25 protein-coding genes are annotated in these 24,653 nt (G+C 73.9%); 15 read left to right on the top strand and 10 right to left on the bottom strand.

Features of this window, described 5'->3' with window-relative positions; all coding sequences use genetic code 11:
• Positions 1-168 precede the first annotated feature (168 nt).
• Entirely contained in the window at positions 169-1,236 is a 1,068-nt protein-coding gene (locus tag AH6_RS38690; protein ID WP_067490792.1) for a zinc-binding dehydrogenase, read from the top strand.
• 21 nt (positions 1,237-1,257) lie between these two features.
• Here AH6_RS38690 and AH6_RS38685 read toward each other — a convergent pair whose 3' ends face one another.
• Entirely contained in the window at positions 1,258-2,109 is an 852-nt protein-coding gene (locus AH6_RS38685; protein ID WP_157431982.1) for a hypothetical protein, read from the bottom strand.
• Between the two features lie 216 nt (positions 2,110-2,325).
• On the opposite strand from AH6_RS38685, the gene AH6_RS38680 reads away from it, so the two are divergent.
• The 6 genes from AH6_RS38680 to AH6_RS38655 all read left to right on the top strand — a co-directional run bounded on the left by AH6_RS38680 (position 2,326) and on the right by AH6_RS38655 (position 8,701).
• Positions 2,326-2,622, top strand: coding sequence for a hypothetical protein (locus AH6_RS38680; protein WP_067490788.1), 297 nt, complete (start codon positions 2,326-2,328; stop codon positions 2,620-2,622).
• 653 nt (positions 2,623-3,275) lie between these two features.
• Positions 3,276-4,361, top strand: coding sequence for a sugar ABC transporter substrate-binding protein (locus AH6_RS38675; RefSeq protein WP_067490786.1), 1,086 nt, complete (start codon positions 3,276-3,278; stop codon positions 4,359-4,361).
• Positions 4,362-4,459: 98 nt separating this feature from the next.
• On the top strand, positions 4,460-5,245 hold the full coding sequence (locus AH6_RS38670) for an ATP-binding cassette domain-containing protein (RefSeq protein ID WP_067490784.1): 786 nt from the start codon (positions 4,460-4,462) through the stop codon (positions 5,243-5,245).
• Between the two features lie 11 nt (positions 5,246-5,256).
• Complete coding sequence (locus AH6_RS38665; protein WP_083983882.1) at positions 5,257-6,540, top strand: sugar ABC transporter permease; 1,284 nt, start codon at positions 5,257-5,259, stop codon at positions 6,538-6,540.
• 176 nt (positions 6,541-6,716) lie between these two features.
• Complete coding sequence (locus tag AH6_RS38660) at positions 6,717-7,475, top strand: ATP-binding cassette domain-containing protein (protein ID WP_067490782.1); 759 nt, start codon at positions 6,717-6,719, stop codon at positions 7,473-7,475.
• Positions 7,472-8,701 (top strand): ROK family transcriptional regulator, encoded by a 1,230-nt coding sequence (locus AH6_RS38655; RefSeq protein WP_067490780.1) that lies wholly within the window; start codon positions 7,472-7,474, stop codon positions 8,699-8,701. The genes AH6_RS38660 and AH6_RS38655 overlap by 4 nt, the downstream gene beginning before the upstream one ends.
• A 22-nt stretch (positions 8,702-8,723) precedes the next feature.
• Here AH6_RS38655 and AH6_RS38650 read toward each other — a convergent pair whose 3' ends face one another.
• Positions 8,724-9,272: a flavin reductase family protein gene (locus tag AH6_RS38650; RefSeq protein WP_373861882.1), complete on the bottom strand. Its 549-nt coding sequence runs from the start codon at positions 9,270-9,272 to the stop codon at positions 8,724-8,726.
• A 343-nt stretch (positions 9,273-9,615) separates the two neighbouring features.
• On the opposite strand from AH6_RS38650, the gene AH6_RS38645 reads away from it, so the two are divergent.
• The 3 genes from AH6_RS38645 to AH6_RS38635 all read left to right on the top strand — a co-directional run bounded on the left by AH6_RS38645 (position 9,616) and on the right by AH6_RS38635 (position 12,003).
• A complete protein-coding gene (locus tag AH6_RS38645; RefSeq protein ID WP_245679660.1) occupies positions 9,616-10,791 on the top strand; it encodes a thiolase C-terminal domain-containing protein in 1,176 nt (391 codons plus the stop codon).
• An 83-nt stretch (positions 10,792-10,874) separates the two neighbouring features.
• A complete protein-coding gene (locus AH6_RS38640) occupies positions 10,875-11,291 on the top strand; it encodes a Zn-ribbon domain-containing OB-fold protein (RefSeq protein ID WP_067490776.1) in 417 nt (138 codons plus the stop codon).
• 55 nt (positions 11,292-11,346) lie between these two features.
• Positions 11,347-12,003, top strand: coding sequence for a hypothetical protein (locus AH6_RS38635; protein WP_157431981.1), 657 nt, complete (start codon positions 11,347-11,349; stop codon positions 12,001-12,003).
• A 2-nt stretch (positions 12,004-12,005) separates the two neighbouring features.
• On the opposite strand, the gene AH6_RS38630 is transcribed toward AH6_RS38635, so the two are convergent.
• The 5 genes from AH6_RS38630 to AH6_RS38610 all read right to left on the bottom strand — a co-directional run bounded on the left by AH6_RS38630 (position 12,006) and on the right by AH6_RS38610 (position 18,934).
• Positions 12,006-13,589 (bottom strand): AMP-binding protein, encoded by a 1,584-nt coding sequence (locus tag AH6_RS38630; RefSeq protein WP_067490772.1) that lies wholly within the window; start codon positions 13,587-13,589, stop codon positions 12,006-12,008.
• 92 nt (positions 13,590-13,681) lie between these two features.
• A complete protein-coding gene (locus AH6_RS38625; RefSeq protein WP_067490770.1) occupies positions 13,682-14,761 on the bottom strand; it encodes a hypothetical protein in 1,080 nt (359 codons plus the stop codon).
• The gene (locus AH6_RS38620) at positions 14,758-15,825 is read right to left on the bottom strand and encodes an LLM class flavin-dependent oxidoreductase (protein ID WP_067490768.1); all 1,068 of its coding nucleotides are present in this window, start codon (positions 15,823-15,825) and stop codon (positions 14,758-14,760) included. Before AH6_RS38620 ends, AH6_RS38625 begins: the two co-directional genes overlap by 4 nt.
• A 122-nt stretch (positions 15,826-15,947) precedes the next feature.
• A complete protein-coding gene (locus AH6_RS38615; RefSeq protein WP_067490765.1) occupies positions 15,948-17,204 on the bottom strand; it encodes a lysylphosphatidylglycerol synthase transmembrane domain-containing protein in 1,257 nt (418 codons plus the stop codon).
• Between the two features lie 182 nt (positions 17,205-17,386).
• Positions 17,387-18,934 (bottom strand): hypothetical protein, encoded by a 1,548-nt coding sequence (locus AH6_RS38610; RefSeq protein ID WP_067490762.1) that lies wholly within the window; start codon positions 18,932-18,934, stop codon positions 17,387-17,389.
• 202 nt (positions 18,935-19,136) lie between these two features.
• On the opposite strand from AH6_RS38610, the gene AH6_RS38605 reads away from it, so the two are divergent.
• Entirely contained in the window at positions 19,137-19,823 is a 687-nt protein-coding gene (locus AH6_RS38605; protein ID WP_067490760.1) for an HAD family hydrolase, read from the top strand.
• A 107-nt stretch (positions 19,824-19,930) separates the two neighbouring features.
• On the opposite strand, the gene AH6_RS38600 is transcribed toward AH6_RS38605, so the two are convergent.
• The 3 genes from AH6_RS38600 to AH6_RS38590 form a co-directional block, all read right to left on the bottom strand.
• The gene (locus AH6_RS38600; RefSeq protein ID WP_067490757.1) at positions 19,931-20,242 is read right to left on the bottom strand and encodes a hypothetical protein; all 312 of its coding nucleotides are present in this window, start codon (positions 20,240-20,242) and stop codon (positions 19,931-19,933) included.
• Positions 20,243-20,321: 79 nt separating this feature from the next.
• Complete coding sequence (locus AH6_RS38595) at positions 20,322-20,798, bottom strand: ferritin-like domain-containing protein (RefSeq protein ID WP_067490754.1); 477 nt, start codon at positions 20,796-20,798, stop codon at positions 20,322-20,324.
• Complete coding sequence (locus tag AH6_RS38590) at positions 20,795-21,310, bottom strand: hypothetical protein (protein WP_245679659.1); 516 nt, start codon at positions 21,308-21,310, stop codon at positions 20,795-20,797. Before AH6_RS38590 ends, AH6_RS38595 begins: the two co-directional genes overlap by 4 nt.
• Before the next feature lie 200 nt (positions 21,311-21,510).
• Between AH6_RS38590 and rimP the strand changes: the two genes are divergently transcribed.
• The 4 genes from rimP to AH6_RS38575 all read left to right on the top strand — a co-directional run.
• Positions 21,511-22,200 carry a ribosome maturation factor RimP gene (rimP, locus tag AH6_RS38585; RefSeq protein ID WP_067490751.1) on the top strand — a complete coding sequence of 230 codons (690 nt, stop codon included), beginning with the start codon at positions 21,511-21,513 and terminating at the stop codon, positions 22,198-22,200.
• Positions 22,201-22,225: 25 nt separating this feature from the next.
• Positions 22,226-23,407 (top strand): transcription termination factor NusA, encoded by a 1,182-nt coding sequence (gene nusA / locus AH6_RS38580; RefSeq protein ID WP_245679661.1) that lies wholly within the window; start codon positions 22,226-22,228, stop codon positions 23,405-23,407.
• The gene (locus tag AH6_RS43175; RefSeq protein ID WP_083983879.1) at positions 23,373-23,723 is read left to right on the top strand and encodes a YlxR family protein; all 351 of its coding nucleotides are present in this window, start codon (positions 23,373-23,375) and stop codon (positions 23,721-23,723) included. The genes nusA and AH6_RS43175 overlap by 35 nt, the downstream gene beginning before the upstream one ends.
• A 108-nt stretch (positions 23,724-23,831) precedes the next feature.
• Positions 23,832-24,653 (top strand): translation initiation factor IF-2 N-terminal domain-containing protein (locus tag AH6_RS38575; RefSeq protein ID WP_174555162.1); only part of this gene is annotated, 822 nt, incomplete at its 3' end.

Below are 24,653 nucleotides of genomic sequence, written 5' to 3'. Positions count from 1 at the left end.
CCGGTTGATGGGGCGGCGTCGTTGACGGCGGACGTCCGGGAACGGTCGCGTTCCTTGCCGTGCTGGCAAAAGACGCCAGCGAACGGTGGCGTCCGGCTCTACCGCCGGAGCGGCGGACATGGTTCGGTGCGGGAACCGGTCCATTCGCCGCCGACGACGGGAGCCCCCATGCGCGCCGCGCTGACCAAGGACAACACAATGATCGTGACCGAGGTGCCCGCCCCGGTGCCGCTGGAGGGCCAGCTCCTGGTGCGGACGCTGGCCTGCGGGATCTGCGGCTCGGACCTGCACGCGCTGAGCGACCCCGAGGGCTTCATGGAGACCACCCGGCGCTCGGGCGGCACCCCCTACGACCCGCGCGACGGCCTGGTGTTCGGCCACGAGTTCGCCGGGGAGATCGTCGAGTACGGGCCCGGCACCCAGCGGGCGCTGCCGGTGGGCACGGTGGTGTGCGGGCCGCCGATCGGCATCGGGCCGCAGGGCGCGGGGATCATCGGGTACGCGCCGATGTTCCCCGGCGGCTACGGCGAGTACATGATCCTGAACGAGGGCCTGACGATGGCGGTGCCGGACGGGCTGGACCCGAAGGTCGCCGCGATCACCGAGCCGTTCTCGGTCGCCGCCCGCGCGGTGGACCGCAGCGGCATCGGCCCCGACGACGTCGCGGTGGTGCTGGGCCTCGGCCCGATCGGGCTCGGCGTCGTCGCGGCCCTCAAGGCGCGCGGGCACGGCCCGGTGCTCGCGGTGGACTTCTCGCCGGGCCGCCGCGCGCTCGCCGAGGGGCTGGGCGCGGACGAGCTGATCGACCCGGCGGTCGCCTCGCCCTACGGGCGGTGGGCCGACCTCGGCGTGCCGGTCGGCACCGTGGACCGCATCGCCGCCGAGCTGCTGGGCGTCGGGGCGCGGGGCTCGGTGGTGTTCGAGTGCGTCGGCGTGCCCGGCGTCCTCCAGCAGGCCATCGACGGCGCGCCCGCCGGGGGCACCATCATGGTGGTGGGGGTCTGCATGCAGTCCGACCGGATCGAGCCGGGCGTGGCCGCCACCAAGGAGCTGACGCTGCGCGGCACGTTCGGGGCCTACCCGGCCGAGTACGGGGCGACGCTGCACGCCATCGCCGAGGGGCGCATCGACGCCGGGTCCATCATCACCGGGACGGTCGGGCTGGAGGGCGTGGCCGGGGCGTTCGCCGACCTCGGGCGTCCCGACGAGCACGCGAAGATCGTCGTGGTGCCGTGAGCCGGGGCCGCCGGCCCGCTCTCAGGAGCCGGCCGGCGGACCCTGCGGGGGCACGCCGGGCCCGCCCTGCGGCGGGACCTGCGGCGGCACGGGTCCGCCCTGCGGAGGGACCGGTCCGCCCTGCGGTGGCACCGGCCCGCCCTGCGGCGGAACCTGGCCGCCCTGCCCCTGCGGCGGCACGCCAGGGCCGCCCTGCTGGCCGCGCTGCCACCGGCTGAGCGCCGCCAGCGCGAACTCCTGCGTGCGGGTCAGCCCGGTCGGCCGGGGCGCGGCGTCCGGCTGCGCGGGGTCCGGCTCCGGGACGGCGGCGGCCTCGCGGCGGCCCACGCGGGCCTTGACGCTGAACCCGTACGACAGGAACAGCAGCACCGCGAACCCCACCAGGTACGCGCCGTGCTCCAGCAGGCCCGTCCACTTGCCCTTGACGACGTCCAGCACCAGGAACACGCCGAACCCGGCCGCCCACCCGAACAGCGCGGGCAGGAACCACACGTCCCGGCGGCGCACCAGCCCGGCCAGCGTGATCAGCACCAGCAGGACCTGCACGACCTTGATGGCGACCAGCGCCGGGGTCGCCACGCCCGAGCCCAGGTACCCGCCGAGCTCCGCGCGCAGCGCGGTCCAGTCGATCACGGTGGTGACCAGCGAGGTGAGCCCGTAGCAGACCAGGAAGGCGCCGATCGGGTAGTGCCAGCGGTGCCAGTTGGCGCCGCTGCCGCCGCCGTCGCCCGGGTCCGCCGCGGGCGGGGTCAGGTCGGTGGCGGTGGCCGTGCCGCCGGGGGGCGGGGGCGCCGCGGGCCGCTGGGGCAACGGCTGGTCGGGCCTGGTCAGCTCCGGTGGCCGTTCCGGACCCGCCCCCGAACTCGCCGTCATCACTGATCACCCTTTCCGCCGGTTACGCGAAACATATCCCGGATGGCGGCCGATCACCGGTGATCGGCGTCCCGGGCGCGCCGGGCGCGTCGCGGCCCGGTTCCGGGACGCCCGGCTCGCCGGGGCGCTGACCTGCCCGAAGTGCTTGCGCGGCGGCACCGGACACGGGAGGGTGAGTGCTCGTCGGGCCATGCGGAGTCCAGGGGGAAACCGAGGATGACGCCTGACGATACGGGAACCGCCGCGTTGCCCAAGACGCGGCTCGACTATCTGGAAGACCTCGGCGGCGAGCTGAGAGAACGGGGTTTCCGGGCACGTGTGAACTTGCCCCGGGCCCAGCCGCCGAGCCTGCATGTGATGAATCCGGACGCCGTCGCCCTCGCGGAGAACATCCAGGCCGAGGAGGACGCGGACGGATGGTGGTACTGGTGGTCGTGGGCGGAGCGGATCGCGCGCGCCGATGACCTCGCCGAGGCGGCCGACCGGGTCGCGAGGGTGCTGCGCATCCACTGAAGAGGTGGTCATGCAGGGCGACGCCGGCGCACTCCGGCGCGGGTCTGCATGACCACGGCGGGCGCGGACCGTACCCCGCGCCCCGAACACCGCGCGCCGTGACCCCGCGCGCTTCCCCCAACGGCCACCCGGTGCCCGACGCCCGGTGCCCGACGCCCGGTGCCCGACGCCCGGTGCCCGGTGCCCGACGCCCGGTGCCCGGTGCCCCTGGCACCGCCTTGTCTCCCCGCGTCCCCGCGCTTCCTGTGGCCCGTCCAGTGCTCTGCGCCGTCGTCCAACACTGTGGCCTCGCTTCGCGCCCGTGCCGCGTCCGCCCCTCCGTCCGTGCCCGCGCAGGTCGGGGGTGGTGGGAAATGTTGAGTCCGGAAACTTTCGCGCCCTGTCACGCCTCCCGCGCCGCCGCCTTCCGAGGACGCCGAACAGGTTATGCCGCCGCTGCTGCGGGTAGAGGTTTTGATCTTCTCGCAGGTCGGAGCGCGTTACGGGATTGTTACTGCGAACAACAAATAGATATGCCCGCAGGTCTGGCGCCACTCCCGAACGCGACATAAGTTGCGTGGCACAACATTCGCGCCGGTGACCGGGACGACCCGCCGCCGGCGTTCCCACCCCCGTTCGGCCGCCTCGGCGGCCACCCCTGAAAGGACCCGGCCATGCGCAAGGGGATTCTCGGCATCGCCGCCGTGACGGCGGTCGCCGCGCTCTCGCTCACCGCCTGCGGGGACGACTCCGGCGACAAGGGCACCGCCTCCGGCGGCGACGCGGCCAAGGGCAAGATCGGCGTGATCCTGCCCGACACCAAGTCCTCGGTCCGCTACGAGAGCTTCGACCGGCCCTACCTGGAGCAGGCGTTCAAGGCCGCCGGCGTCAAGTACGACATCCAGAACGCCGAGGGCTCCACCCAGCGCTTCCAGACCATCGCCGACCAGATGATCACCAGCGGCGCGACCGTGCTGGTGGTGGACGGCCTGGACTCCGACTCGGCCGCCGCGGTGCAGCGCAAGGCCCAGCAGCAGGGCGTCAAGACCATCGACTACGACCGCCTCACCCTGGGCGGCGTCAGCGACTACTACGTCTCCTTCGACAACGTGAAGGTCGGCGAGGAGCTCGGCAAGGGCCTGCAGAAGTGCCTGGGCGACAAGGCCGCCAACATCGCCTACCTGAACGGCGCGCCCACCGACAACAACGCCACCCTGTTCGCGCAGGGCGCGCACAGCGTGCTGGACAAGGTCTCCACCTACAAGAAGGTGGCCGAGCAGGCCGTGCCCGACTGGGACAACCAGAAGGCCGCCACCATCTTCGAGCAGATGTGGACCCAGCAGGACGGCAAGATCGACGGCGTGCTGGCCGCCAACGACGGCGTCGGCAACTCGGCGGTGACGATCCTGAAGAAGAACGGCCAGGCCGGCAAGGTCCCGGTCACCGGCCAGGACGCCACCGTGCAGGGCCTGCAGAACATCCTCGACGGCACCCAGTGCATGACGGTCTACAAGCCGGTCAAGCAGGAGGCCGACGCGGTCGCCAAGCTCGCGGTCGCGGTGCTGAAGGGCGAGAAGGGCGAGACCAACGGCACCGTCAACGACGCGCAGGGCAAGCGCGACGTGCCCTCGGTGCTGCTGGCCCCGATCGGCGTCGACAAGAGCAACATCAAGAAGGTCGTGGACGACGGCTTCGTGAAGAAGGACGAGCTGTGCAAGGGCGCCTACGCCGCCAAGTGCAAGGACGCCGGGATCGCCTGAGGTCCCCCCGCCGCACCAGCCGATCCCGCTGACCCCGTGGCCGGGCCCCCGCCGCTGAGGGGGCCCGGCCACGGGCCGACGTCTCCGGAAGGACGACCGTGACAGACAACGGCGACCCCGTTCTGCGCATCGCCGGGCTCAACAAGAGCTTCGGCGCCGTCCACGTGCTGCACGACGTGGACTTCACCCTGCGCCAGGGGGAGGTGATGGCCCTCGTCGGCGACAACGGCGCGGGCAAGTCCACCCTCATCAAGTGCATCGCCGGCATCCACCCGACCGACTCGGGCCGCATCGAGTTCGAGGGGCGGCAGGTGAGCGTGGGCAGCCCGCGCGACGCGGCCGCGCTCGGCATCGAGGTGGTCTACCAGGATCTCGCGCTGGCCGACAATCTGGACATCGTGCAGAACATGTTCCTGGGCCGCGAGCGCCGCAAGGGCATCGTGCTCGACGAGAACGCGATGGAGGAGGCGGCCCGCCAGACCCTCGCCAAGCTGTCGGTGCGCACCGTGAAGTCGGTGCGCCAGCAGGTGGCGAGCCTGTCGGGCGGGCAGCGGCAGACCGTGGCGATCGCCAAGGCCGCGCTGTGGGACTCCAAGGTCGTCATCCTGGACGAGCCCACCGCCGCGCTCGGCGTCGCCCAGACCCGGCAGGTGCTGGACCTGGTGCGCCGCCTGGCCGACACCGGCCACGCGGTCGTGCTGATCTCGCACAACATGAACGACGTGTTCGAGGTGGCCGACCGCATCACCACCCTGTACCTGGGCCGGGTCGCGGCCGAGGTCAGGCGCGCCGACGTCACCCACGGCCAGGTCGTGGAACTCATCACCGCCGGCCGGTCCGGCGATCTCGGACTCGCGCCGGCGACCGCCGCCGAGAGCATCTAGTGGGAGCCTCGATGTCCACCGACATCCCCAAGGGCGGGCCGTCCGCCGTGAAACTGGCCGACTCCGACTTCGCCGCCGACCACCGGCCGAGCGATCTCGGCGGCGCGCTGCGCGACTACTGGGCGCAGGTCCGCTCCGGCGACCTCGGCGCGGTCCCGGCGGTGCTGGGCATCGCGGGCCTGGTGGTGCTGTTCACCGCGCTGCGGCCCGAGACGTTCCTGTCCGACCGCAACATCGCCAACCTGTTCACCCAGGCGCTGCCGGTCACCATCCTCGCGATGGGCCTGGTGTTCGTGCTGCTGCTCGGCGAGATCGACCTGTCGGCCGGCGTCACCAGCGGCGTGTGCGCCTGCGTGATGGCCAAGCTGATGGTGAGCGCCGGGCAGCCCTGGTACGTGGCGGTGCTGGCGGCGCTGGCGGCCGGGGTGGTGATCGGCACCGCGATCGGCTGGCTGGTCGCGGTGGTGCGCATCCCCTCGTTCGTGGTGACGCTGGCGCTGTTCCTCGGCCTCCAGGGCATCACGCTGTGGCTGGTCGGCGAGGGCGGCACCGTCCCGGTCCGCGACGACGTGATCGTGGCGCTGGCCAACAAGAACATGCCGGTGGCGCTCGGCTGGGCGCTCGCGGTGGTGTGCGCGGTCGGCTACGCGGCCTCCCAGTTCTGGCGCTGGCAGCGGCAGAGCGCGCGCGGCCTGGCCGCCAAGCCCGTGCAGCTCGTGGCGCTGCGGGTGGTGGCGGTCGCGGTCGTGCTGCTGGCCGGGACCTACCTGCTCAGCCAGGACCGCGCGCCGAGCCCGCTCATCACGCTGGCGGGCATCCCGTGGGGCGTGCCGCTGGTCGCCGTCCTGCTGATCATCTGCACGTTCGTGCTGGGCCGCACCGCCTACGGGCGGCACGTCTACGCGGTCGGCGGCAACGCCGAGGCCGCGCGCCGCGCCGGGGTGAACGTCACCCGCATCCGGGTCTCCGTCTTCATGATCGCCTCGACGCTGGCCGCGGTGGCCGGCATCGTGGCGGCCTCCCGGCTGAACTCGGTGACGCCCTCGGAGGGCTCGGGCAACACGCTGCTGTACGCGGTCGGCGCGGCCGTCATCGGCGGCACCAGCCTGTTCGGCGGGCGCGGCAAGGCCCGCGACGCGGTGCTGGGCGGCCTGGTCGTCGCCATCATCGACAACGGCCTGGGGCTGCTGGGGACCAAGGCGTACCTCAACTTCCTCATCACCGGCTCGGTGCTGCTGTTCGCCGCCAGCATCGACGCGCTGGCCCGCCGGCGCCGCTCGGCCACCGGCAGATGACCGGGGCGGCGGCCGGGGATCCGGCGGCGCGCGCCGCCGCCGCGTCCCCGGCCGCCGCTTTCCGGTCCCCGACCCCCGCTGCTACGCTCACCAGCGACAACCGCGCGGCCCCCCGAGCCGCGGCACGGTGGGAGCCCGAAACAGATGACCCCCCAGCAGACGGCAGCGCCCCCGGCATGCCCGTGACCCCGGTTCTGGAGCTGCGCGGGATCGACAAGAGCTACGGCGCGGTCAAGGTCCTGTACGACGTGGCGTTCACCGCCTATCCCGGCGAGGTCACCGCCCTGGTCGGCGACAACGGCGCGGGCAAGACGACCCTGGTCAAGGGCATCGGCGGCGTGCACCCCTTCGACTCCGGCGAGTACTACTTCGAGGGCGCGCCGGTCCGCCTCGGCAGCCCGCGCGACGCCGCCGCGCTCGGCATCGAGGTCGTCCACCAGGACCTCGCGCTGTGCGAGAACCTCGACATCGTCGAGAACATGTTCCTCGGCCGCGAGCGCACCCGCGGGCTCGCGCTGGACGAGGCGGGCATGGAGGCGGCCGCCACCAGCACGCTGTCGGGATTGTCGGTGCGCACCATGGGCTCGGTGCGCCGCCGCGTGTCCGACCTGTCGGGCGGGCAGCGGCAGACCGTCGCGCTCGCCCGCGCGGTGCTCTGGGACAGTCGCCTGGTGGTGCTGGACGAGCCCGCCGCCGCGCTCGGCGTCGCCCAGACCCAGCAGGTCCTGGAGCTGGTGCGGCGGCTGGCCGACAAGGGCCTGGCCGTGGTGCTGATCTCGCACAACATGAACGACGTGTTCGCCGTCTCCGACCGCATCGCGACCCTGTACCTCGGCCACATGGTCGCCCAGGTCCGCACCGGCGACGTCACCCACCGCCAGGTGGTGGAACTGATCACCTCCGGCCGCAGCGGCGACCTGGGGCTGCCGCGATGAAGGCGGGCCCCTCGCAGGAGGACATCCGGCGGCACAACCTCGGCACGCTGCTGCGCTTCGTGCACCTGCGCGGCCCCGCCTCGCGCGCCACGCTCGCCGAGTCGCTGGGCCTGAACCGCAGCACCATCATGGCGCTGACCGCCGACCTCACCGCCGCGGGCCTGGTGCGCGAGGAGCTGCCGCGCCGCCCCGGCCGCCGCGCCGGGCGGCCGTCGCTGGTGGTGCGGCCGGAGTCCACGCGCGTGTACGTGCTGGCGTTCGACGTGGGCGTGGACCGGCTCGCCGTCGCCCGCGTCGGCCTCGGCGGGGAGATCCTGGACCGCCGCGAGGCCGCCCGCGCGCAGCAGGAGGTCGACCCCGCCGACCTGGTGAACGCGCTGGCGGGCGCGGCCCGCGCGCTGGTGCGCAAGGCCGGGCGCGACGCGGTGTGCGTGGGCGCGGCGCTCGCCTTCCCCGGCATCGTGCGGCGCGCCGACGACCGCATCATGTTCGGCCCCAACCTGGACGTCGGCGACCTCCCGCTCGGCGAGGCGCTGTCGCGGCGGCTCGGCCTCGGCGTGCCGGTCGCGGTCTGCAACGACGCCGACCTCGGCGCGCTGGCCGAGCACGAGCGCGGCGCGGGCGTGGGCTGCGACGACCTGATCTACCTGCACGGCGACGTCGGCGTGGGCGGCGGCATCATCGCGCGCGGGCGGCTGCTGGGCGGCCAGGAGGGCTTCGGCGGCGAGATCGGCCACATGGTCGTCAACCCCGGCGGGCGGCCGTGCGCCTGCGGGTCGCGCGGCTGCCTGGAGACCGAGGTGGGCGAGCGCACCCTGCTCGCGCACGCCGAGCGCGCCGAGCGGCCCGGCGAGACCGGCCGCGACGCGGTGCGCGCGGTGGTGGACGCCGCCGACCGCGGCGACATCGTGGCCCGCGAGGCGCTGCACCGGGTGGGCGGCTGGCTGGGCTTCGGCGTCGCCAACCTGGTCAACATCTTCAACCCCGGCCTGGTGATCTTCGGGGGGACGTTGCGCGACGTCTACCTGGGGTCGGCGGCGCAGGTGCGCAGCGTGCTGGCGACCAGCGCGCTGGCGGCGTCACGGGAGAAGGTGCGGCTGCGCACCGCCGAGCTGGGCGACGACGCCACGCTGGTGGGGGCCGCGGAGTTCGCGTTCGCCGACGTGCTGGCCGACCCGCTGCAGGTGCTGGCGCGGCTGCGCGAGCCGGAGACGACGCTGAGCTGAGCGCCGCCGGACGAGCGCGGGTTCAGCCGTCGAAGCGGCCGTACCCGCCCTTGTAGAACAGCAGCGGCTCGCCCTCGTGGTGCTTGTCCAGGTCGTGCACCCGCGCCACCACGATCACGTGGTCGCCCGCGACGTGCTCCTGCTCGACCGACACCTCGATCCAGGCCAGCGCGCCCTCGATGACCGGGCTGCCGCCGGGCGAGCCCGACCAGGAGATGTCGGCGAACTTGTCGCCGCCCTTGATGGCGAGCTGCTTGCACACCTCGATCTGCGGCTCGCTGAGGATGTTGATGCAGAGCCGCCCGGCCTTCTGGAGCAGCGGCCAGGTGCTGCTGGTGTGCGCCACGCAGAACGCCACCAGCGGCGGGTCCAGCGAGACCGAGGTGAAGGAGTTGGCGGCCAGGCCCGTGGGGCGCGCCGAGCCGGGGTCGATGCCGGTGATGGCGACGACGCCGGTGGCGAAGCGGCCCAGCACCGAGCGGAACCGGGCGGCGTCGATGTCGGTCACGGCGCCGTCGGGCACCGGCGCGTCGGCCCGGCCGTCGGGGGATGCCTGCGTCAAGGGGGTCACTCCCTGGCCCGAGGGTCGTACGGCCGAGTCGTACGCGGCTGCTGCGGTGGCACCGTCGGCCATGACCCGATCCCTTCTCTTAGCCAAGCGCTTGCTTGGACGATAGGGCGGCCCCGTTCCGGGTGTCAAGTCGGGACGTCGGGCCGCCGCCCGGGGTCCATCTAAAACCCCTGGTGGGAGTGGTTCCCTTCCCAGCGGGGTGAAACGGTGGAATCTCGGTCGAAAGTCCCGGTCGGCCTAGGTCCCGCGACCGATCGGCGGCGTTGACGGGTCCACCGGGGGCCGCCTACCCTCGTCCCGTACGGAGATGTACCCAAGCGCTTGCTCGGCTCAGGGAGGGTTCGTGGGGAGCTTTCGCGACCAGGCGGCGATCGCGGGCGTCGGCTACACCCCGTTCAGCAAGGACTCGGGGGTCTCCACCCTCACCCTCGCCGCGGACGCGATCCTCGCCGCGCTGGACGACGCGGGCCTGACCCTCGACCAGGTGGACGGCCTGGCCACCCACCGCGTCGGCGACTCCACCCCGCCGTGGGTGGTCGCGCCCGCGCTGGGCGTGCCCGAGGTGTCGTGGTACCTCGACCAGTTCGGCGGCGGCAGCGTCTCGCACTCGGTGGTCGCGCAGGCGGCGATGGCGGTCGCGGCGGGGGTCGCCGAGACCGTGGTCTGCTACCGCGCCATCAACGCGCGCTCGGAGTTCCGGATGGGCGGCACCGGCCGCGCGCCCGCGCCCATCTTCGACGTGCAGTACCAGGCTCCCTACGGGTACTTCGCGCCGCCGCAGCAGTTCGCGATGTACGCGCGCGCGCACATGAACGCCTACGGCACCACCCACGAGCAGCTCGGCACGATCGCGGTGACCCAGCGCGCCAACGCGGTGAAGAACCCGCGCGCCCTCAAGCGCGACCCCATCACGCTGGACGACTACCTGGCCTCGCGCTGGATCGCCGAGCCGCTGCGGCTGCTGGACTGCTGCCTGGAGACCGACGGGGCCTGCGCCGTCGTCGTCACCTCCCGCGAGCGCGCCCGCGACCTGCGGCGGCCACCGGTGCTGGTGTCGGGCGCGGCCTGGGGCGGCGGCGACAGCTTCTTCTCGGGCGCGGGCAGCGGCCCGTCCGGCAGCGACTTCACCGTGACGGAGGCCGCGCGGATCGCGCCGCGCCTGTACGCGATGGCGGGCGTCGGGCCGCAGGACATCGACGTGGCCGAGCTGTACGACTGCTTCACCTACTCGGTCCTGGTGCAACTGGAGGACTACGGCTTCTGCGCCAAGGGGGAGGGCGGCGCGTACGTGGAGTCGGGCGCGACCGCCATCGACGGCGCGCTGCCGGTCAACACCCACGGCGGGTTCCTGTCGGAGGGCTACGTGCACGGCATCAACCACATCGCCGAGGCCGTCGCGCAGTTGCGCGGCGACGCGGGCGACCGGCAGGTCCCGGGCGCGGAGGTGGCGCTGTCCACCGCGCAGCCCGGTTACGTCCTCGCCGGGACGTCGGCGCTGATCCTGAGGAGTGATAGGTGAGTCGCACGCCGCTTGCCTGAGGAGCTTGCGACGAAGGAAAGCGGCGTGCGATCACGCGCCGCGAGCAGCGAACGGAGTGAGCAATGGGTACTGCTCAACGGCCGCGTCCGGAAGTCGACCGTGACTCCGCGCCCTGGTGGGAGGCGGTGCGGCGGCACGAGCTGACCGTGCAGAAGTGCGAGGGGTGCGGCGTCCTGCGCTTCCCGGCGCGGGCGGTGTGCAACAAGTGCCGGTCGCGCGAGTGGGCGTGGGTGCCGGTGCGCGGGACCGGGACCGTCTACAGCTGGATCGTCAACCACCAGGTGTTCATGCGGTCGATGGCCGACGAGGTGCCGTTCGCGGTGCTGGCGGTGCGGCTGGACGAGGGCGCGGACATGCTGATGTACGGCGACCTGGCGGAGGGCGATCCGGCCGCGCTGCGGCCCGGCCTGCCCGTGGAGGCGGTGTTCACCGACGTGGACGAGGCCACGACGCTGGTCCGCTGGCGCGAACGCGACTGAACGGACCTTACGGAAAACCGGTGCCGCGCGCGTTCCGCGCTGCGACGCTGGCCGTATGAGCGATGGTCAGATGATCCGTTCGGCCGACAACGCGCCGGACCACGGGTGCGGACCGCTCGGGAAGACGGCGCACGCCGTGCTCGCCGAGAACCTCGGCGGCGCCCCGGAGGAGCCCGCGCTCCTGCTGTGCCACAACACGATGCCCGACCCGCCGTTCCCGATGGTCGGGTACATCGGGACCGACTACGGGGCGGGCCAGTGGGCCGCCTGCGGCCAGGACTTCACCCTCTTCCTCGGGGCCATGGCGCAGGGTCTGCGCGGTACGGAGGCGCCGCCGCCCGGCTCGTTCGGGCCCGAGCACCACCGGCTCCAGCGGATGTTGCGCCACGACGCCGCCGCGCTCTGCTTCCAGGCGCACGCGATGGCGCCGGAGGCCGACCCGGCGGCCGCGGCGCTGGTCGCCAACCTCAGCGAGGGGCTGCTGCACCCCGGGGACCTGGAGGCGTCACCGGGGGCCCGCGTGGTGACGGTGGTCTGGGCCGCCGACCGGGCGGACCGCGGCGTGATCGCCTTCGTCCCGGCGGGCGGCGACGCGGACGGGATCGAGGTCGTCGGCGTGGCCGCCGCCGGCGACGACGTCATCCTGGCGGGCCTGGCGGAGGTCGCACGCGCCCAGTACGACTGGACGCGCAAGGCGTTCGGGCTGGGCTGAGCCTAGGCCCGCCCGGCGGCCGCGCGGGCGTGCAGCGACGGCTTGTCGATCTTGCCGTTGACGTTGACCGGGAGGGAGTCCACCAGGATCACCCGGCGCGGCACCTTGTAGTTGGACATGTTGCCGCGCGCCCAGGCGACGATGTCGGCCGGGTCGGGCGCCGTCCCCGGGGCGGGCACGACGTAGGCCCAGCCGACCTCGCCCTGCGCGGCGTCCGGCACCCCGACCACCGCCGCCTGGCCGACCAGCGGGCAGCGCAGCAGCAGGCCCTCGATCTCGGCGGGGTAGGCGTTGAAGCCGGAGACGATGAACATCTCCTTCTTGCGGTCCACGATCGCGAGGTTGCCCGCCTCGTCCAGGGTGCCGATGTCGCCGGTGCGCAGCCAGCCCTCGGCGTCCACGGCCTCGGCGGTGCGCTCGGGGTCGCGCCAGTAGCCGCGCATCACCCCGTACCCGCCGACCAGGATCTCGCCGGGCTCGCCGGGCGGCAGGTCGCGGCCCGCGTCGTCCACGATCCGCACCGACACCCCGGGCACCGCGCGGCCGGTGGAGGAGGCGATCACCTCGACCGGGTCCTCGGGCCGGGTCATCGACACGACCGTGCCCTCCATCAGCCCGTACGCGTTGATCATGCGGTCCAGGCCGACCCGGTCCACCAGCCGGCGGATCAGCTCGGGCGGCACCGAGGCCGCGCCGCAGATCGCCACCCGGAGCGAGGACACGTCCCGGCCGGCCAGCTCCTCCAGGATCTTGAAGAACATCGGCGGCGCGCCCGCCAGCACGCTGACCCGGTCGCGCTCGATCAGGTCCATCAGCTCGTCCGGCCGGAACAGCGCGACCGGCATCATCGTGGCGCGGCGCAACACGCACGCCAGCAGCCCGGCGTTGATGCCGAAGCCGTGCGAGAACGGCGCGATGATCGGGTAGCGGTCGCCCTCGCGCAGGGTGACCAGCTCGGCCCAGTCCCAGTAGCCGCGCAGCAGTTGCGCGTGGTGGAGCATGACGCCCTTGGGCGTGCCGGTGGTGCCGGACGTCGCCATGATCGACGCCAGGTCGTCGCGCCCGACGTGCTGCGCCCGCGCCTCGGCCTCCGCCGACGGCACGGCCGCACCGGCGGCGACGAACTCCTCCTGGCTGAGCACGCCCGCGCGGGACGGCCCGTCGCCGAGGACGACGGTGTGCGCGAGGTCGGGCAGCTTCTCGTCCGCCAGCATGTCCAGGTAGGAGGTGCCCATGAACCCTTCGGCGACCAGCAGCACCTTCGCGCCGACCTTGCGCAGCAGCTCGGCCGCCTCCAGGCCCTTGAACCGGGTGGACAGCGGCGCGATCACCGCGCCCGCGTCCCAGATCCCGTAGGCCGCGACCACCCATTCGGGGGTGTTGGGCGCCCACACCGCCACCCGGTCGCCGGGGGAGACGCCCAGGGCCATCAGCGCCCGCGCGGTCGCGTGCGCCTGCTCCGCCAGCTCGGCCAGGGTGAGCCTGGTGTCCCCGGCGACGACGGCGGTGACGTCGCCGTGCCGCGCCGCCTGGTCGCGCAACATCCGCGGGATCGTCCCCCAGGCGGGGACCGGCTGCACATCCATCGCGCCTCCTCCACAGACGCCCGTCCCGGCCCGCGCGAGGGGGCACGCGGGCCGGGAGGGCAGGCTCTTGCCAGGAACTAAGAGAGCTGGGCCTACGAGAGCTGGGAACGGTCGCGGCCCAGGTGGTGGCCGCGCTGGTCGGAGATCGTCGGCGGGCGGCGCTCCTCGGCGACCTCCGGCTCGACCACGACCTCGACCGCCACGGGGGTGAGCGCGTAGAGGGCCTGCGCGATCCGCGACTTCCACATGGGGTTCTTGACCAGGGTGTCGCGGTTGAAGGTGACGTGCAGCGCGGCCGAGTCGAGGGTGCCCTCGCGCTTGATCCGCAACTCCCAGCGCGCGACGCCGTCGATCCGGGCCAGCGCCGAGGCGATCTTGGGCACCGACAACCAGCGGCCCCGGACCAGCACGTGCTCGCCCACGGTGTGCGCGGGCGCGGGCACGCCCTGCTCGCCGCCCGCGAGCCGGACCGCGTGGCCGGTGCGCAGCACGGCGTCGCCGAGGGTGGCGTGCCAGGACGGGGTGAGCACCAGCTCGGCGAGCCCCGCGTCGTAGGGCGGCTCCAGCAGCGCGTCCTTGTCAGTGGGGGCGAGCCCGAGCAGCCCGTCGCGGACGGGGGTGAGCGCCGCGTCGCCGGGCGCGCGCCAGGCCACCGGCACGCCGAAGAACGGGTCGGCGTACAGCTCCCGGACCGACGCCTCAAACTCGGCGGCGAGCTGGGAGGCGGTGTTGGGCGAGGGGATCTCGCCCACCAGGAAGATGTGGTCCAGCTCCAGGTCCAGCGGGTCGAGCAGGAACTCCAGGTGCAGCCGCGCCAGGAAGTCCATCGCCCCGGCCGGGGTCGTGACCAGCGCGGTCGCGCCGACCCGCTCCAGCGCGGTGTGCAGCCGCATCCGGCCGCGCGGCCCGACCGACGCGGCGGCCTGCGCCACCTCGGCGGCGGCCTGCGTGATCAGCGGGCCCGCCGCCTCGCCGTCGTTGTTGAGCGCGACCACGACCCGGTCGCGCTCGCCGAGCCCGGCGGCGCGCAGCGTGGCGGCGGCCAGGTCGAGCGCGGCGGCGCGGTCGGGGGCGTCGAGCGGGGCCACCAGGTCGCCCTCGGGCGAGACCTGGAGCAGGCCCCGCGCCGAGCCGCTGGTGGGGAAGGTCGCCCGGTCGATCCAGCTGCTCACTTGCGGACCTCCTGCATGAACAGCTTCATCGAGTCGCAGACGTGCTCGTGGGCGAGGCCGCCGACCTGCGCCTGGAGGATGAGGTCGGTGGCCCCGGCGGCCTGGATGCGCTCGACGGCCTTGCGCGAGCCCTCCACGTCGTCGATCACCACCATCGTCTGGTCGCGCAGGATCGCCATCGCCTCCTCCGGCGGCATCCCGACGGCCTGCTGGCCGAGGACGCGGTGGGTGGCGTGCCGGGCGTCGGTGTAGTCGGGCGGCGCGACCAGGTTGATCTGCCGCCGCAGGTACCAGAGCACCGCGTCGGCGGCGGTGTCCACCGCCTCCTGCTGGGTGGGCGCGACGTACCAGGGGATCATCAGCGCGATCCGCCGCGACTCGGGGTCGAAACCGTTGTCGGCCAGGCACTGCTTGTACTTGGCGATGTCCTCGGCGACCTCGTCCAGGCCCTTGAGCATCGTCATGCCGAGCAGGTTGTAGCCCTGCTTGGCGGCGGCGAGGTACCCGTCCAGGGAGGTGGAGGCGACCCACACCGGCGGGTGCGGCTCCTGCACCGGGCGCGGGTAGACCGCCACGTCGGGGATCTCGAAGTACTCGCCCGAGCGCGAGACCGGCTGCCCGTCGGCGTTCCAGATGGCGAGGACCGCCTCCAGCGACTCCTCCCAGAGCTTGCGCGACTGCTCGAAGGGCCGCTGGAACGCCTGGTACTCCAGCGGGGACGCGCCGCGCCCGGTGCCGAACTCGACCCGCCCGCCGCTGATCACGTCCAGCGTGGCGACCCGCTCGGCGGTGCGGATGGGCGACTGGAAGGGCAGCAGCACCACGCCGAGGCCGAGGTGGATGCGCTCGGTCCGCTGCGAGATCCCCGCCAGCACCAGGTCGGGCGCCGAGGAGTGCGAGAAGCCCCGGGTGAAGTGGTGCTCGACGAACCAGGCGGTGTCGTAGCCGAGCTCGTCGGCCAGCACGACCTGGTCCATGACGTTCTCGAACGCCCGCCGCTCCACCTCGCGGGACCGCCCGCGCACCTCAAGTTCGTAGCCAAGGCTGACCCGTAGGGACGTCATCGAGCCTCCGGTGATGCTCCGCTGCTGCCGTCAAATAACCAAGCGCTCGCTTGGGAGATTAGCAGCAGCGGACCACGGCAACAAGTCGTGCGGAAAGCGCCCGGGACGGGGGGAGTCGTCGTTCAGGGACGCCGGGGCTCGGGCGGCGCCGTCGCCATGATCGGCGTGTACGGCGACAGCAGCGAGGCCGAGGTGAGCCCGGACAGCAGCGTGCCGCCCGTCGCCGCCAGGCGCCGCCGGGTGCGGGCCGACAGCCGCGGGCCCTCGTGCAGCGCCAGCCAGGCCAGCCAGCCGACCAGCACCACGATCCAGTAGGAGGCCAGCCGGTACAGGCCCACGGCCGCGCCCGCCGGGGTGAGGGTCGCGCCGAAGGCGACCAGCGAGGCGGCCATGCTGCTCTCGACCGCGCCGAGCCCGCCCGGCAGCAGCGGCAGCGCGCTCCCGGCGGCCTGCGCGGCGAAGTAGGCGAGGGTGACGCCGTGCGGGGCGACCTCGATGCCGACGGCGCGGGCCGCCGCCAGCAGGGCCAGGATGTCGAACGCCCAGTTCGCGGTGGCGAGCAGCACCAGCGCGCCCCAGTCGCGGCGGGACGGCCGCAGGACGCGCGGGACCGCGCGCAGCCGCTCGGCGTGCGGCGCGACCCGGTGGTGGGCGGCGAGCGCGCGGACGGGACGGCCCAGCGTCCGCGACAGCAGGGCGCGCGGGCCGGGACGCAGCAGGAGCAAGGCCAACACGGCGGCCATCGCGGCGAACACCGTCAGCGCGGTCAGCGCCGGGCCGCGCGCCGTGGGGTCGGCCATCAGCGCCAGCAGCCCGATGACGGTGTAGGCGGTGGTGGTGATGACGCCGCCGAGCAGGACGACGGCGGTGGCGAGCTTGGCGGACGCGCCGCTGCGCCGGAACTGCCGGAAGGTGTAGACGACGCTGACCGCCGGACCCGCCGGGAGCGTGACCGACAGCGCGTTGCCCGCGTAGGTGATGGCGAACGCGCGGCGCAGCCGCATCGGCACGCCGCCGATGCGCAGCAGGCGGCGCTGGAGACGGGCGAAGGCCCCCATCGAACCGGCGGAGGCGAGCACGACCAGCACGAGCCAGCCGGGTTCGGCGTTCCCGGCGGCGGCGGCCATCGCGCCCAGGTCGGGGAGGCGGTCGCGGAAGAGCACCAGCAGGGCGCCGGTGGCGACGATCATGGCCACCTGGAGCAGGACGGCGCGGCGGCTGCGGCGGGGGGCCTCGACGGGCGGGGTATCGTCCGCCGCCGCCGGGACCGGCCCGGTGTCGTCCGGTGCGGTCGCGGGGGAGGGAACCACCGGAACCGCGGGCACGTCGGAAGAATCGGAGGGGTGGGTGCGCGTCGGTGCCGTGACGACGTCGTCCATGTCCCGGTCACCTCGCAAGTTCGCCTGCTTCGCGCAACCTTTTGTCAGCTCATGACATTCCCTTGAACAACGAAGAAAATCCCAAAGTGGCGTCCGTCACGTTCTGGGCGGCTGTCGCATGGCTCGGCACCCGGTGCGAGAACGGCCGATCGGCCTGTCCAGCACCGGGCGCCGCCGCGCGTTCAGCCCCGGTCGCGGACCGCGACCAGCCCGCCGACCACGCCGACGTAGGCCGTGCCGTCCGGGCCGAGGGTGATCGGGGCCCAGTTGTTGTCGAACCACTTGCCGGTGCCGGTCAGCACCTTGAACGCGGTGCGGCCGGTGTGGGCGTCCACCGCCGTCAGGTACCAGGCGTCGATGAGGTCCCTGCGGGGCTCCTTGGTGTAGAGGTACAGCAGCCCGTTGGCGACCGACGCCTTGGCGACGGTGGAGGGGGAGCGCTCCTTGCTCGTCCAGACGGTGCGGCAGCCGTTCGGCGTGACGTCCACGCGGGAGACGCCGTCGACCGAGGAGCCGCCGGGCGGCAGCTCGAAGAAGTTGCGGTAGCCGTAGTTGTTCTCCACGAACAGGCTGTTGCCGTAGCCGATGAGCGAGTTGTCGGTGGCGCTCTCGCCGTGTCCGAACACCGGCACCTCGCAGACGAGCTTTCCGTCGCCGCGCCGGTGCACCAGCACGTTCATGCGGTCGTCGGCGTTGTCGGTGATCGCCACCAGGCCGTCGCCGAAGAAGGTCGGCGTGGTGCCCGAACCCTGGTCGATCTGGCCGGGCTTGCGGGCCGAGCCCCGGTCGTAGGCGCGCCGCCACACCACCGAGGGCGTGCCGTCGGCGGCGGCGCGCATCCGGTACAGGGCGTGGTCGGACACGACCGAGACGCCGTCCTCGGCGGCGGCGAAGGAGTTCTGGATCGCCTCGCCCCTGAGCCGGGTGTCGCGCACGGTGCCGGTGCGCGGGTCGATGGTGCCGATCCGGCCGTTGCGGGTGATCCACCAGATCAGGCCGCCCCAGTCGGGGCCGACCGCCGTGATCGGGTCGCACTCGCCCTTGGGGGACGGGTTGGTCCAGGTGGCGCAGTCGCTGGGCAGCCGCTTGCTCAGGTCCCAGTCGTCGGTGACCTTGAAGCGCCACGCGCCGCCGGGGCCCTTCTCGTGCGCGAAGCGCCGCACGTGGAACGCCGAGTCGGCGAGCACCGCGCGGTCCTGCGGGTCCAGGTAGTAGTACGCGCCGCCGGAGGTGTCGGTGAGGACCTTGTCCAGGTCGCCGGTGACCACGGCCCGCACGGTGGAGGGCCGGGGCGGCAGCGGGAGGGCGGCCAGGTCCTTGAGGGTCCTGGGATCGATCAGGCGCAGGGTGAAGTTCTGGCCCTGGGTGCACTGGGCGACGATCAGCCCGGTGCGCCTGGCGAAGGTGACCGTGGAGCACAGGCCCGGCAGCAGGCCGCCGCCCTTGGCCTCCGAGCGGACCTCGGGCCGCCGCCCGAGCGGCCCGGCGAACGGGTAGGTGTCGGAGGCGTAGCTGTCGGCGTGCATGGAGGAGGTGCCGACCGGGCCCTGGTGGGGGTTGGCGGGGACGGGGCGGCCCGGCAGCGGGCGGGGCGTCGCGGGCGCGCCGACATAGGCGGGCAGGAAGCCCCTGCCGGGCCCGTCGGGAACGGGCGCGGCGGCTGCGGGGAGGGCGGTGCCGAGCAGGCCGAGGCCCGCCGCGACCGCCGCCAGGTGGCGCGTGACGGCCATACGGTCTCCTAAATCCTACTAATCAGACCGGAAATAATGGATGGAGATCCTAGTGGCCCCGTTCGCGCCGACCGGGGTGATCCACCGCACACCCGGACATCGCCCGGCCCGTCGCCGGGGTTACTCGCCGGAACCGTTCGCGGGCGCCCGGCGGACGGTTTTTCGGATGGCACCACCCCCGCGCCCGGCCTACGATCCGGGCATGGCGATTGAGGCGGTCATCTTCGACTGGGGCGGCACCCTGACGCCCTGGCACGACATCGAGCTGGGCGAGATGTGGCGCGGCATCTGCGCCGCCCACCTGGACCCCGACGCGGTGGAGGCGGCGGCCAACGCGCTGCTGGACGCCGAGCTGAAGTTGTGGGAGCGCGGCCGCGACGAGCACCGCAGCGCGACCCTGGACGAGGTGTTCGCGCTGGCCGGGGTGGAGCCGACCGAGGCGCTCCTGGCCACCAAGTTCGAGGCGTGGACGCCGCACACCATCATCGACCCCGCCGCCCCGCCGCTGCTGGAGGCCCTGCGCGCCCGCGGCATCAAGGTCGGGGTGTTGTCCAACACGATGTGGTCCCGCGACTGGCACGAGCGGATCTTCGCCCGCGACGGGGTGCTGGACCTGCTGGACGGGGCCGTCTACTCCAGTGAGATCCCGTGGACCAAGCCGCACCCGAAGGCGTTCGGGGCCGCGATGGACGCGGTGGGGGCCGCCGACCCGGAAGCCTGCGTCTTCGTGGGCGACCGGCCCTACGACGACATCCACGGCGCGAAGTCGGCCGGGCTGCGGACCGTGCTGGTGCCCAACAGCACGGTCCCGGCGTGGGAGGCGGCCCCGGACGCGGTGATCGAGGACCTGTCGGAGCTGCTGCCGCACGTCGAGCGGTGGCACTCCTGAGCGGGCATTCCTGAGCGCCCGTCCAGAGCGTCCATAGACGCGCTGACGCCCGGCGGGTCCGGCATCGGCCGGGCCCGCCGGGCGTCAGAACGGTGGTTCCGGCCCCGCTACTTCGCGGTGCCCTTCCCGGCGCGCTCGGTGGCCGAGTCCAGCTGCGTGGACACGGCCGTGAGCAGCTCCTGCACGCGGGCCTTCAGGCTCGCGAGATCGGCCTGGGCGTTGTAGGCGTCGGCCTTCGCCTTGCGGGCCTGGCGGCGGGCCTCGTCGCGCTCGGCGGCGAGCTGGTCGAGCTGGGCGCGATAGGCGGCGCGCAGCTCGTCGAGAGCGCCGGTGCCCCGCCCGGCGCCGGTGCCGCGACCGGTTCCGGTCCCGGCGTTCTTGCCGGTGCCGTTGTTGCTGGTGCCCTGGCTGACGGTCATGTGATCGTGTGCCTCCCCCGAGGAACAAGTAGCCGTACAAAAGGGACTAACGGTACTTGAGGGGAGAGCGTTCCCGGCGTCAGTCGCCGGGGCGTGGCTTGGGGGACAGGACGGCGGGCGGCAGGCCCGGGAACGCCGAAGCCGGGCCCTGCGGACGACCCGTCGCCGCGCGCCAGCGGACGGCCCGCCCCATCGCCTCCTGCATCGCCTTCGCAGCCAGGGTGCGCAGCGCCGGATCGGACGCGCCCGCCAACGTCACGTAGGCCGTGACCAGCGCGTCCTCAAGAGCGGCGGCCAGGTCCGCTGCCGAGCGGGACGAGGTCGGCTCCACCGGCAGGCGGTAGACCGCCGCGGCGGACGCCGGCTGGGCGCCCAGGGCGGTCAGCCGGGCGGTCAGGGCGTCCCGCTGGGCGCGGTGCGCGTCCCAGAGCGCCTTGGCGTTCTGCTGCAACGTCCCGCGCAGCCGCGCGCCCAGAGCGCCGTAACCGTAGACGGCCGCGTGCTCGGCCTTCAGCGCCTCCTGCAACGCGTCCACCGCGTTCATAGCCGCGCTCATGCCTGCGACGACCGCCCCAGCAGCGCCGCGTGGCCCGCCTCGCACGCGCCGATGCCCGCCAGCAACTGCGCCAGCGCGGGCGCGACCTTGGCGACGTCGGTCACACGTGCCGCGGCCGCCCGCGTCTCGGCCTGCCGCAGGGTCGCCAGCGCCTGCCCGGCGTCCTTGGGGACCGCCGGCGCGTGCGGGGCCGGGATCGCCGCGCCCTCGTCCTTGCGGTCGCCCGAGCCGGGGACGAAGTGCCGCTTCAGCACCGCCAGATGTTCGCGGTGGTGGGCCAGCACGGGGGCCAGCCGCCGCGCCAGGCCCGGATGCGCGGCGTGCGCGGCCTCGTACAGCGCGACCAGGTCCTGCTCAGCCGAGATCGCCCCGGCCAGGACGGGAACGTCCGCGTGCGCCGCCCGCCGGGCCGTGCCGGGGAGCGTGCAGCCGCCCAGCAGCGGGGGCGCGGCCACCAGCGCGGTCGCCAGCGCCGCGCGGCGGGACACCGCCCCGGAGATGGCTTCAGGCACGCGTGGCTCCTCACCGGACGGCACGACCGGATGACAGGGTGACAAGAGCCCGCGGCGCCCCCCGCCCATCGGGCCAGCTCAAGCATTCCATATCCGGCGCGCCGGTGAGCTGTCCGAAAGACCGCTGAGGTGTCCGGCTGTCGATAGTCTTGAGGGGACAACGGACACACGGTCGATTCAGCACAACATGAGGAGGTCCCATGAGCGTCGAGTCCGAGGGTGACAGCGCTCACCGGGGCCGCGACGGCGCCGCGGGCGGCAGGCCCACCCGGGAGGCCGCCGTCACCGGGCTGACCCGCCTGCTGGAGCCGGCCGTCGCCGCCGCGGGCTTCGACCTGGAAGAGGTCGACGTGCGGCCCGCCGGGCGCCGCCGCCTGGTGAAGATCGTGGTGGACGCCGACGGCGGGGTGAGCCTGGACGACGTGGCCGAGCTCAGCCAGACCGCCTCGGAGCTGCTGGACGAGTCGGAGATCATGGGCGCCTCGGCCTACGTGCTGGAGGTCACCTCGCCCGGCGTGGACCGCCCCCTCACCGAGCCGCGTCACTGGCGCCGCGCCGCCGGGCGGCTGGTGGTCGCGCCGCTGACCGAGGGCGGGCAGATCGAGGGCCGGGTGGTGGAGGCCGACGAGGAGTCGGTCGTCATCGACGTGGTCGCCAAGCCGCGGGGCAAGGGCTCCGGCGGCAAGGGGGCCGGTGCCAAGGCGCCCGGCAAGGGCAAGGGCGGGCCCGCCCGGCGCAGGTTCGCCTTCGGCGAGCTGGGGCGCGGCCGGGTCCAGGTGGAGTTCCGCCGGGCCGACGAGCGGGCCGACGAGGCCGAGGCCGACGCCGGAGCGGCCGACGAAACGCGTTCTCCGGCAGCCCCGGAGACTTCTCCGGCCGAGCCGGAATAGAGGGGGGAGCCTCGTGGACATCGACATGACCGCGCTGCGCAGCCTGGAGAGCGAGAAGGACATCTCGCTGGAGGTGGCCGTCAAGGCCATCGAAGACGCCATGCTGATCGCCTACCACCGGGAGGAGGGCGCCCAGACCCGGGCCCGGGTGGAGGTGGACCGCACCACCGGGCACGTGACGGTGTGGGCGACCGAGACCGACGAGGAGGGCACCGCCCTCCGGGAGTACGACGACACCCCCGAGGGGTTCAGCCGCATCGCGGCGACCACGGCCAAGCAGGTCATCCTGCAGAAGCTGCGCGACGCCGAGGACGAGCTGACCTTCGGCGAGTACGCCGGCCGCGAGGGCGACATCGTCTCCGGCATCATCCAGCAGGGCAACGACCCGCGGAACGTGCTGGTGGACCTCGGCAAGATCGAGGCCATCCTGCAGCCCGCCGAGCAGGTGCCGGGCGAGGAGTACAAGCACGGCGAGCGGCTGCGCGCCTACGTGGTGCAGGTCCGCAAGGGCCACCGCGGCCCCTCGGTCCAGCTGTCGCGCACCCACCCCAACCTGGTGCGCAAGCTGTTCGCCCTGGAGGTGCCCGAGATCGCCGACGGCACCGTGGAGATCGCCGCCATCGCCCGCGAGGCCGGGCACCGCACCAAGATCGCGGTGCGCTCGCGCAAGCCGGGCGTCAACGCCAAGGGCGCCTGCATCGGCCCGCTGGGCAGCCGGGTCCGCAACGTGATGGCCGAGCTGCACGGCGAGAAGATCGACATCGTCGACTGGTCGGACGACCCGGCCGAGTTCGTCGGCAACGCGCTGTCGCCCGCCCGGGTCAACGGCGTCGAGGTCGTGGACGCCGACGCGCGGGTCGCCCGCGTGACGGTGCCCGACTACCAGCTCTCGCTGGCCATCGGCAAGGAGGGGCAGAACGCCCGCCTGGCCGCGCGGCTCACCGGGTGGCGCATCGACATCCGGTCCGACACCGAGCAGAGCGGCGGGCCGGGCGACGAGCAGTCCGGGCCGTCCGCGCGGAGCGGTGGCCGGCAGGGTGGGCAGGACCAGGGCGGCGGCCGTGCGCGGCCCGCCGGGACGGGCGAGGCGAAGGTCGCCGACGAGACCGCGGACAAGGCCGCCGGCGAGGCCGCCGACCCCGCCGAAACCGGATCAGGTGCGTCAGGAGAGCATGCGACAGGTCCCGCCGACGCTTCGGCGCGGTAGACTCAGTTCACGTGACCGGGCTGTCCCCATGCGCACCTGTGTGGGGTGCCGGGTCCGCACGGTCAAGTCCGACTTGCTGCGCCTGGTGGTGGTCGAGGGCGTCATCGTCCCCGATCCCGATGGGCGGCTGCCGGGCCGGGGAGCGCATCTGCACCCCGATCCGGGATGTCTCCAGCTAGCTGAGCGACGTCGGGCGTTCCCACGGGCCTTCCGCCTGCCGGGACCGCTCGGCCTCGATGTGCTGCGGGACGGGCTTGCGGCGGCAGCGCCGCGGCAGCAGGATGGCCGTCAGGCCGAATCAGTAAGCGACGTCTAGTCGGAAGCAGGTCGAGATTGCTATGAGCGCTCGATGAGCACGCCGCGATGAGTACGGCAGGTTAACGACGGTCCGGAGGCCGCACCCCCGGACCGAGTAGGGAGTGCTGTGGCCAAGGTCCGGGTATACGAGCTCGCCAAGGAGTTCGGTGTAGAGAGCAAGGTCGTCATGGCCAAGCTCCAGGAGATGGGCGAGTTCGTACGGTCGGCGTCCTCCACGATAGAGGCGCCGGTCGTCCGACGACTTACCGAAGCTTTCAACAACAACGCCGGCAAGTCCGGCAAGGGCGGCGGGCCCCGCCCGTCCGCCCCGCGTCCCGCCGCGCCGCGCCCCGGCCCGTCCGGCGGCGGCGCGCAGGGCGGTGCCCGTCCGGGCCCGCCGAAGCCGGGTCCGCGTCCCGCGCCGGCGGCCCCCGCCGGTCCGCAGAATGGCCAGCAGGGCGGCCAGCAGGCTCAGCCGAGCCAGCCGAGCGCGCCCCGCCCGGCCGCCGGTCCCGGCCCCAGGCCGGGACCGCGTCCCGCGCCCGGTCCGGTCCCGCCCGCGCCGAGCACCCCGGTGAACGCGCCGGCGGCGCAGGCCCCGCAGGCTCCGGCCGCCCAGGCCCCGCAGGCGCCGGCCCAGGCCCCCAAGGCCACCGGCCCCGCGCCCGGCCAGGCTCAGGGCCAGGCCGGTCCCGGCGGTCCGAAGCCGGGTCCGCGCACGCCCAAGCCGGGCCCGCGTCCGGCCCCGCGCTCCGGCGGCGGCGACCGCCAGCGCGGCGACCGCCCGCAGGGTCCGCGTCCGGGCAACAACCCGTTCAGCTCGACCAACACCGGCATGGGCCAGGCGCCCAAGCCGGGCCCGCGCCCCGGCCCGCGTCCGGGCGGCCAGGGCGGTCCCGGCGGCGCCCCCGGCGCCGGTGCCGGTGAGCGTCCCGGCGGTCCGCGCCCG

This window comes from Actinomadura hibisca NBRC 15177, from assembly GCF_001552635.1.
GTDB lineage: Bacteria > Actinomycetota > Actinomycetes > Streptosporangiales > Streptosporangiaceae > Spirillospora > Spirillospora hibisca.
Note: the sequence above shows the minus strand (reverse complement) of the source record. Positions and strands in the feature narration are given on the sequence as shown.

Coding starts and splice junctions, on each gene's coding strand:
- AH6_RS38635 (WP_157431981.1), top strand. CDS start 11,347: ATGAGCGATGGTCAGATGATCCGTTCGGCCGACAACGCGCCGGACCAC.
- AH6_RS38665 (WP_083983882.1), top strand. CDS start 5,257: ATGTCCACCGACATCCCCAAGGGCGGGCCGTCCGCCGTGAAACTGGCC.
- AH6_RS43175 (WP_083983879.1), top strand. CDS start 23,373: ATGCGACAGGTCCCGCCGACGCTTCGGCGCGGTAGACTCAGTTCACGT.
- AH6_RS38610 (WP_067490762.1), bottom strand. CDS start 18,934: ATGGCCGTCACGCGCCACCTGGCGGCGGTCGCGGCGGGCCTCGGCCTG.
- AH6_RS38675 (WP_067490786.1), top strand. CDS start 3,276: ATGCGCAAGGGGATTCTCGGCATCGCCGCCGTGACGGCGGTCGCCGCG.
- nusA (WP_245679661.1), top strand. CDS start 22,226: ATGACCGCGCTGCGCAGCCTGGAGAGCGAGAAGGACATCTCGCTGGAG.
- rimP (WP_067490751.1), top strand. CDS start 21,511: ATGAGCGTCGAGTCCGAGGGTGACAGCGCTCACCGGGGCCGCGACGGC.
- AH6_RS38690 (WP_067490792.1), top strand. CDS start 169: ATGCGCGCCGCGCTGACCAAGGACAACACAATGATCGTGACCGAGGTG.
- AH6_RS38685 (WP_157431982.1), bottom strand. CDS start 2,109: ATGACGGCGAGTTCGGGGGCGGGTCCGGAACGGCCACCGGAGCTGACC.
- AH6_RS38620 (WP_067490768.1), bottom strand. CDS start 15,825: ATGACGTCCCTACGGGTCAGCCTTGGCTACGAACTTGAGGTGCGCGGG.
- AH6_RS38680 (WP_067490788.1), top strand. CDS start 2,326: ATGACGCCTGACGATACGGGAACCGCCGCGTTGCCCAAGACGCGGCTC.
- AH6_RS38640 (WP_067490776.1), top strand. CDS start 10,875: ATGGGTACTGCTCAACGGCCGCGTCCGGAAGTCGACCGTGACTCCGCG.
- AH6_RS38655 (WP_067490780.1), top strand. CDS start 7,472: ATGAAGGCGGGCCCCTCGCAGGAGGACATCCGGCGGCACAACCTCGGC.
- AH6_RS38600 (WP_067490757.1), bottom strand. CDS start 20,242: ATGACCGTCAGCCAGGGCACCAGCAACAACGGCACCGGCAAGAACGCC.
- AH6_RS38595 (WP_067490754.1), bottom strand. CDS start 20,798: ATGAGCGCGGCTATGAACGCGGTGGACGCGTTGCAGGAGGCGCTGAAG.
- AH6_RS38630 (WP_067490772.1), bottom strand. CDS start 13,589: ATGGATGTGCAGCCGGTCCCCGCCTGGGGGACGATCCCGCGGATGTTG.
- AH6_RS38660 (WP_067490782.1), top strand. CDS start 6,717: ATGCCCGTGACCCCGGTTCTGGAGCTGCGCGGGATCGACAAGAGCTAC.
- AH6_RS38615 (WP_067490765.1), bottom strand. CDS start 17,204: ATGGACGACGTCGTCACGGCACCGACGCGCACCCACCCCTCCGATTCT.
- AH6_RS38605 (WP_067490760.1), top strand. CDS start 19,137: ATGGCGATTGAGGCGGTCATCTTCGACTGGGGCGGCACCCTGACGCCC.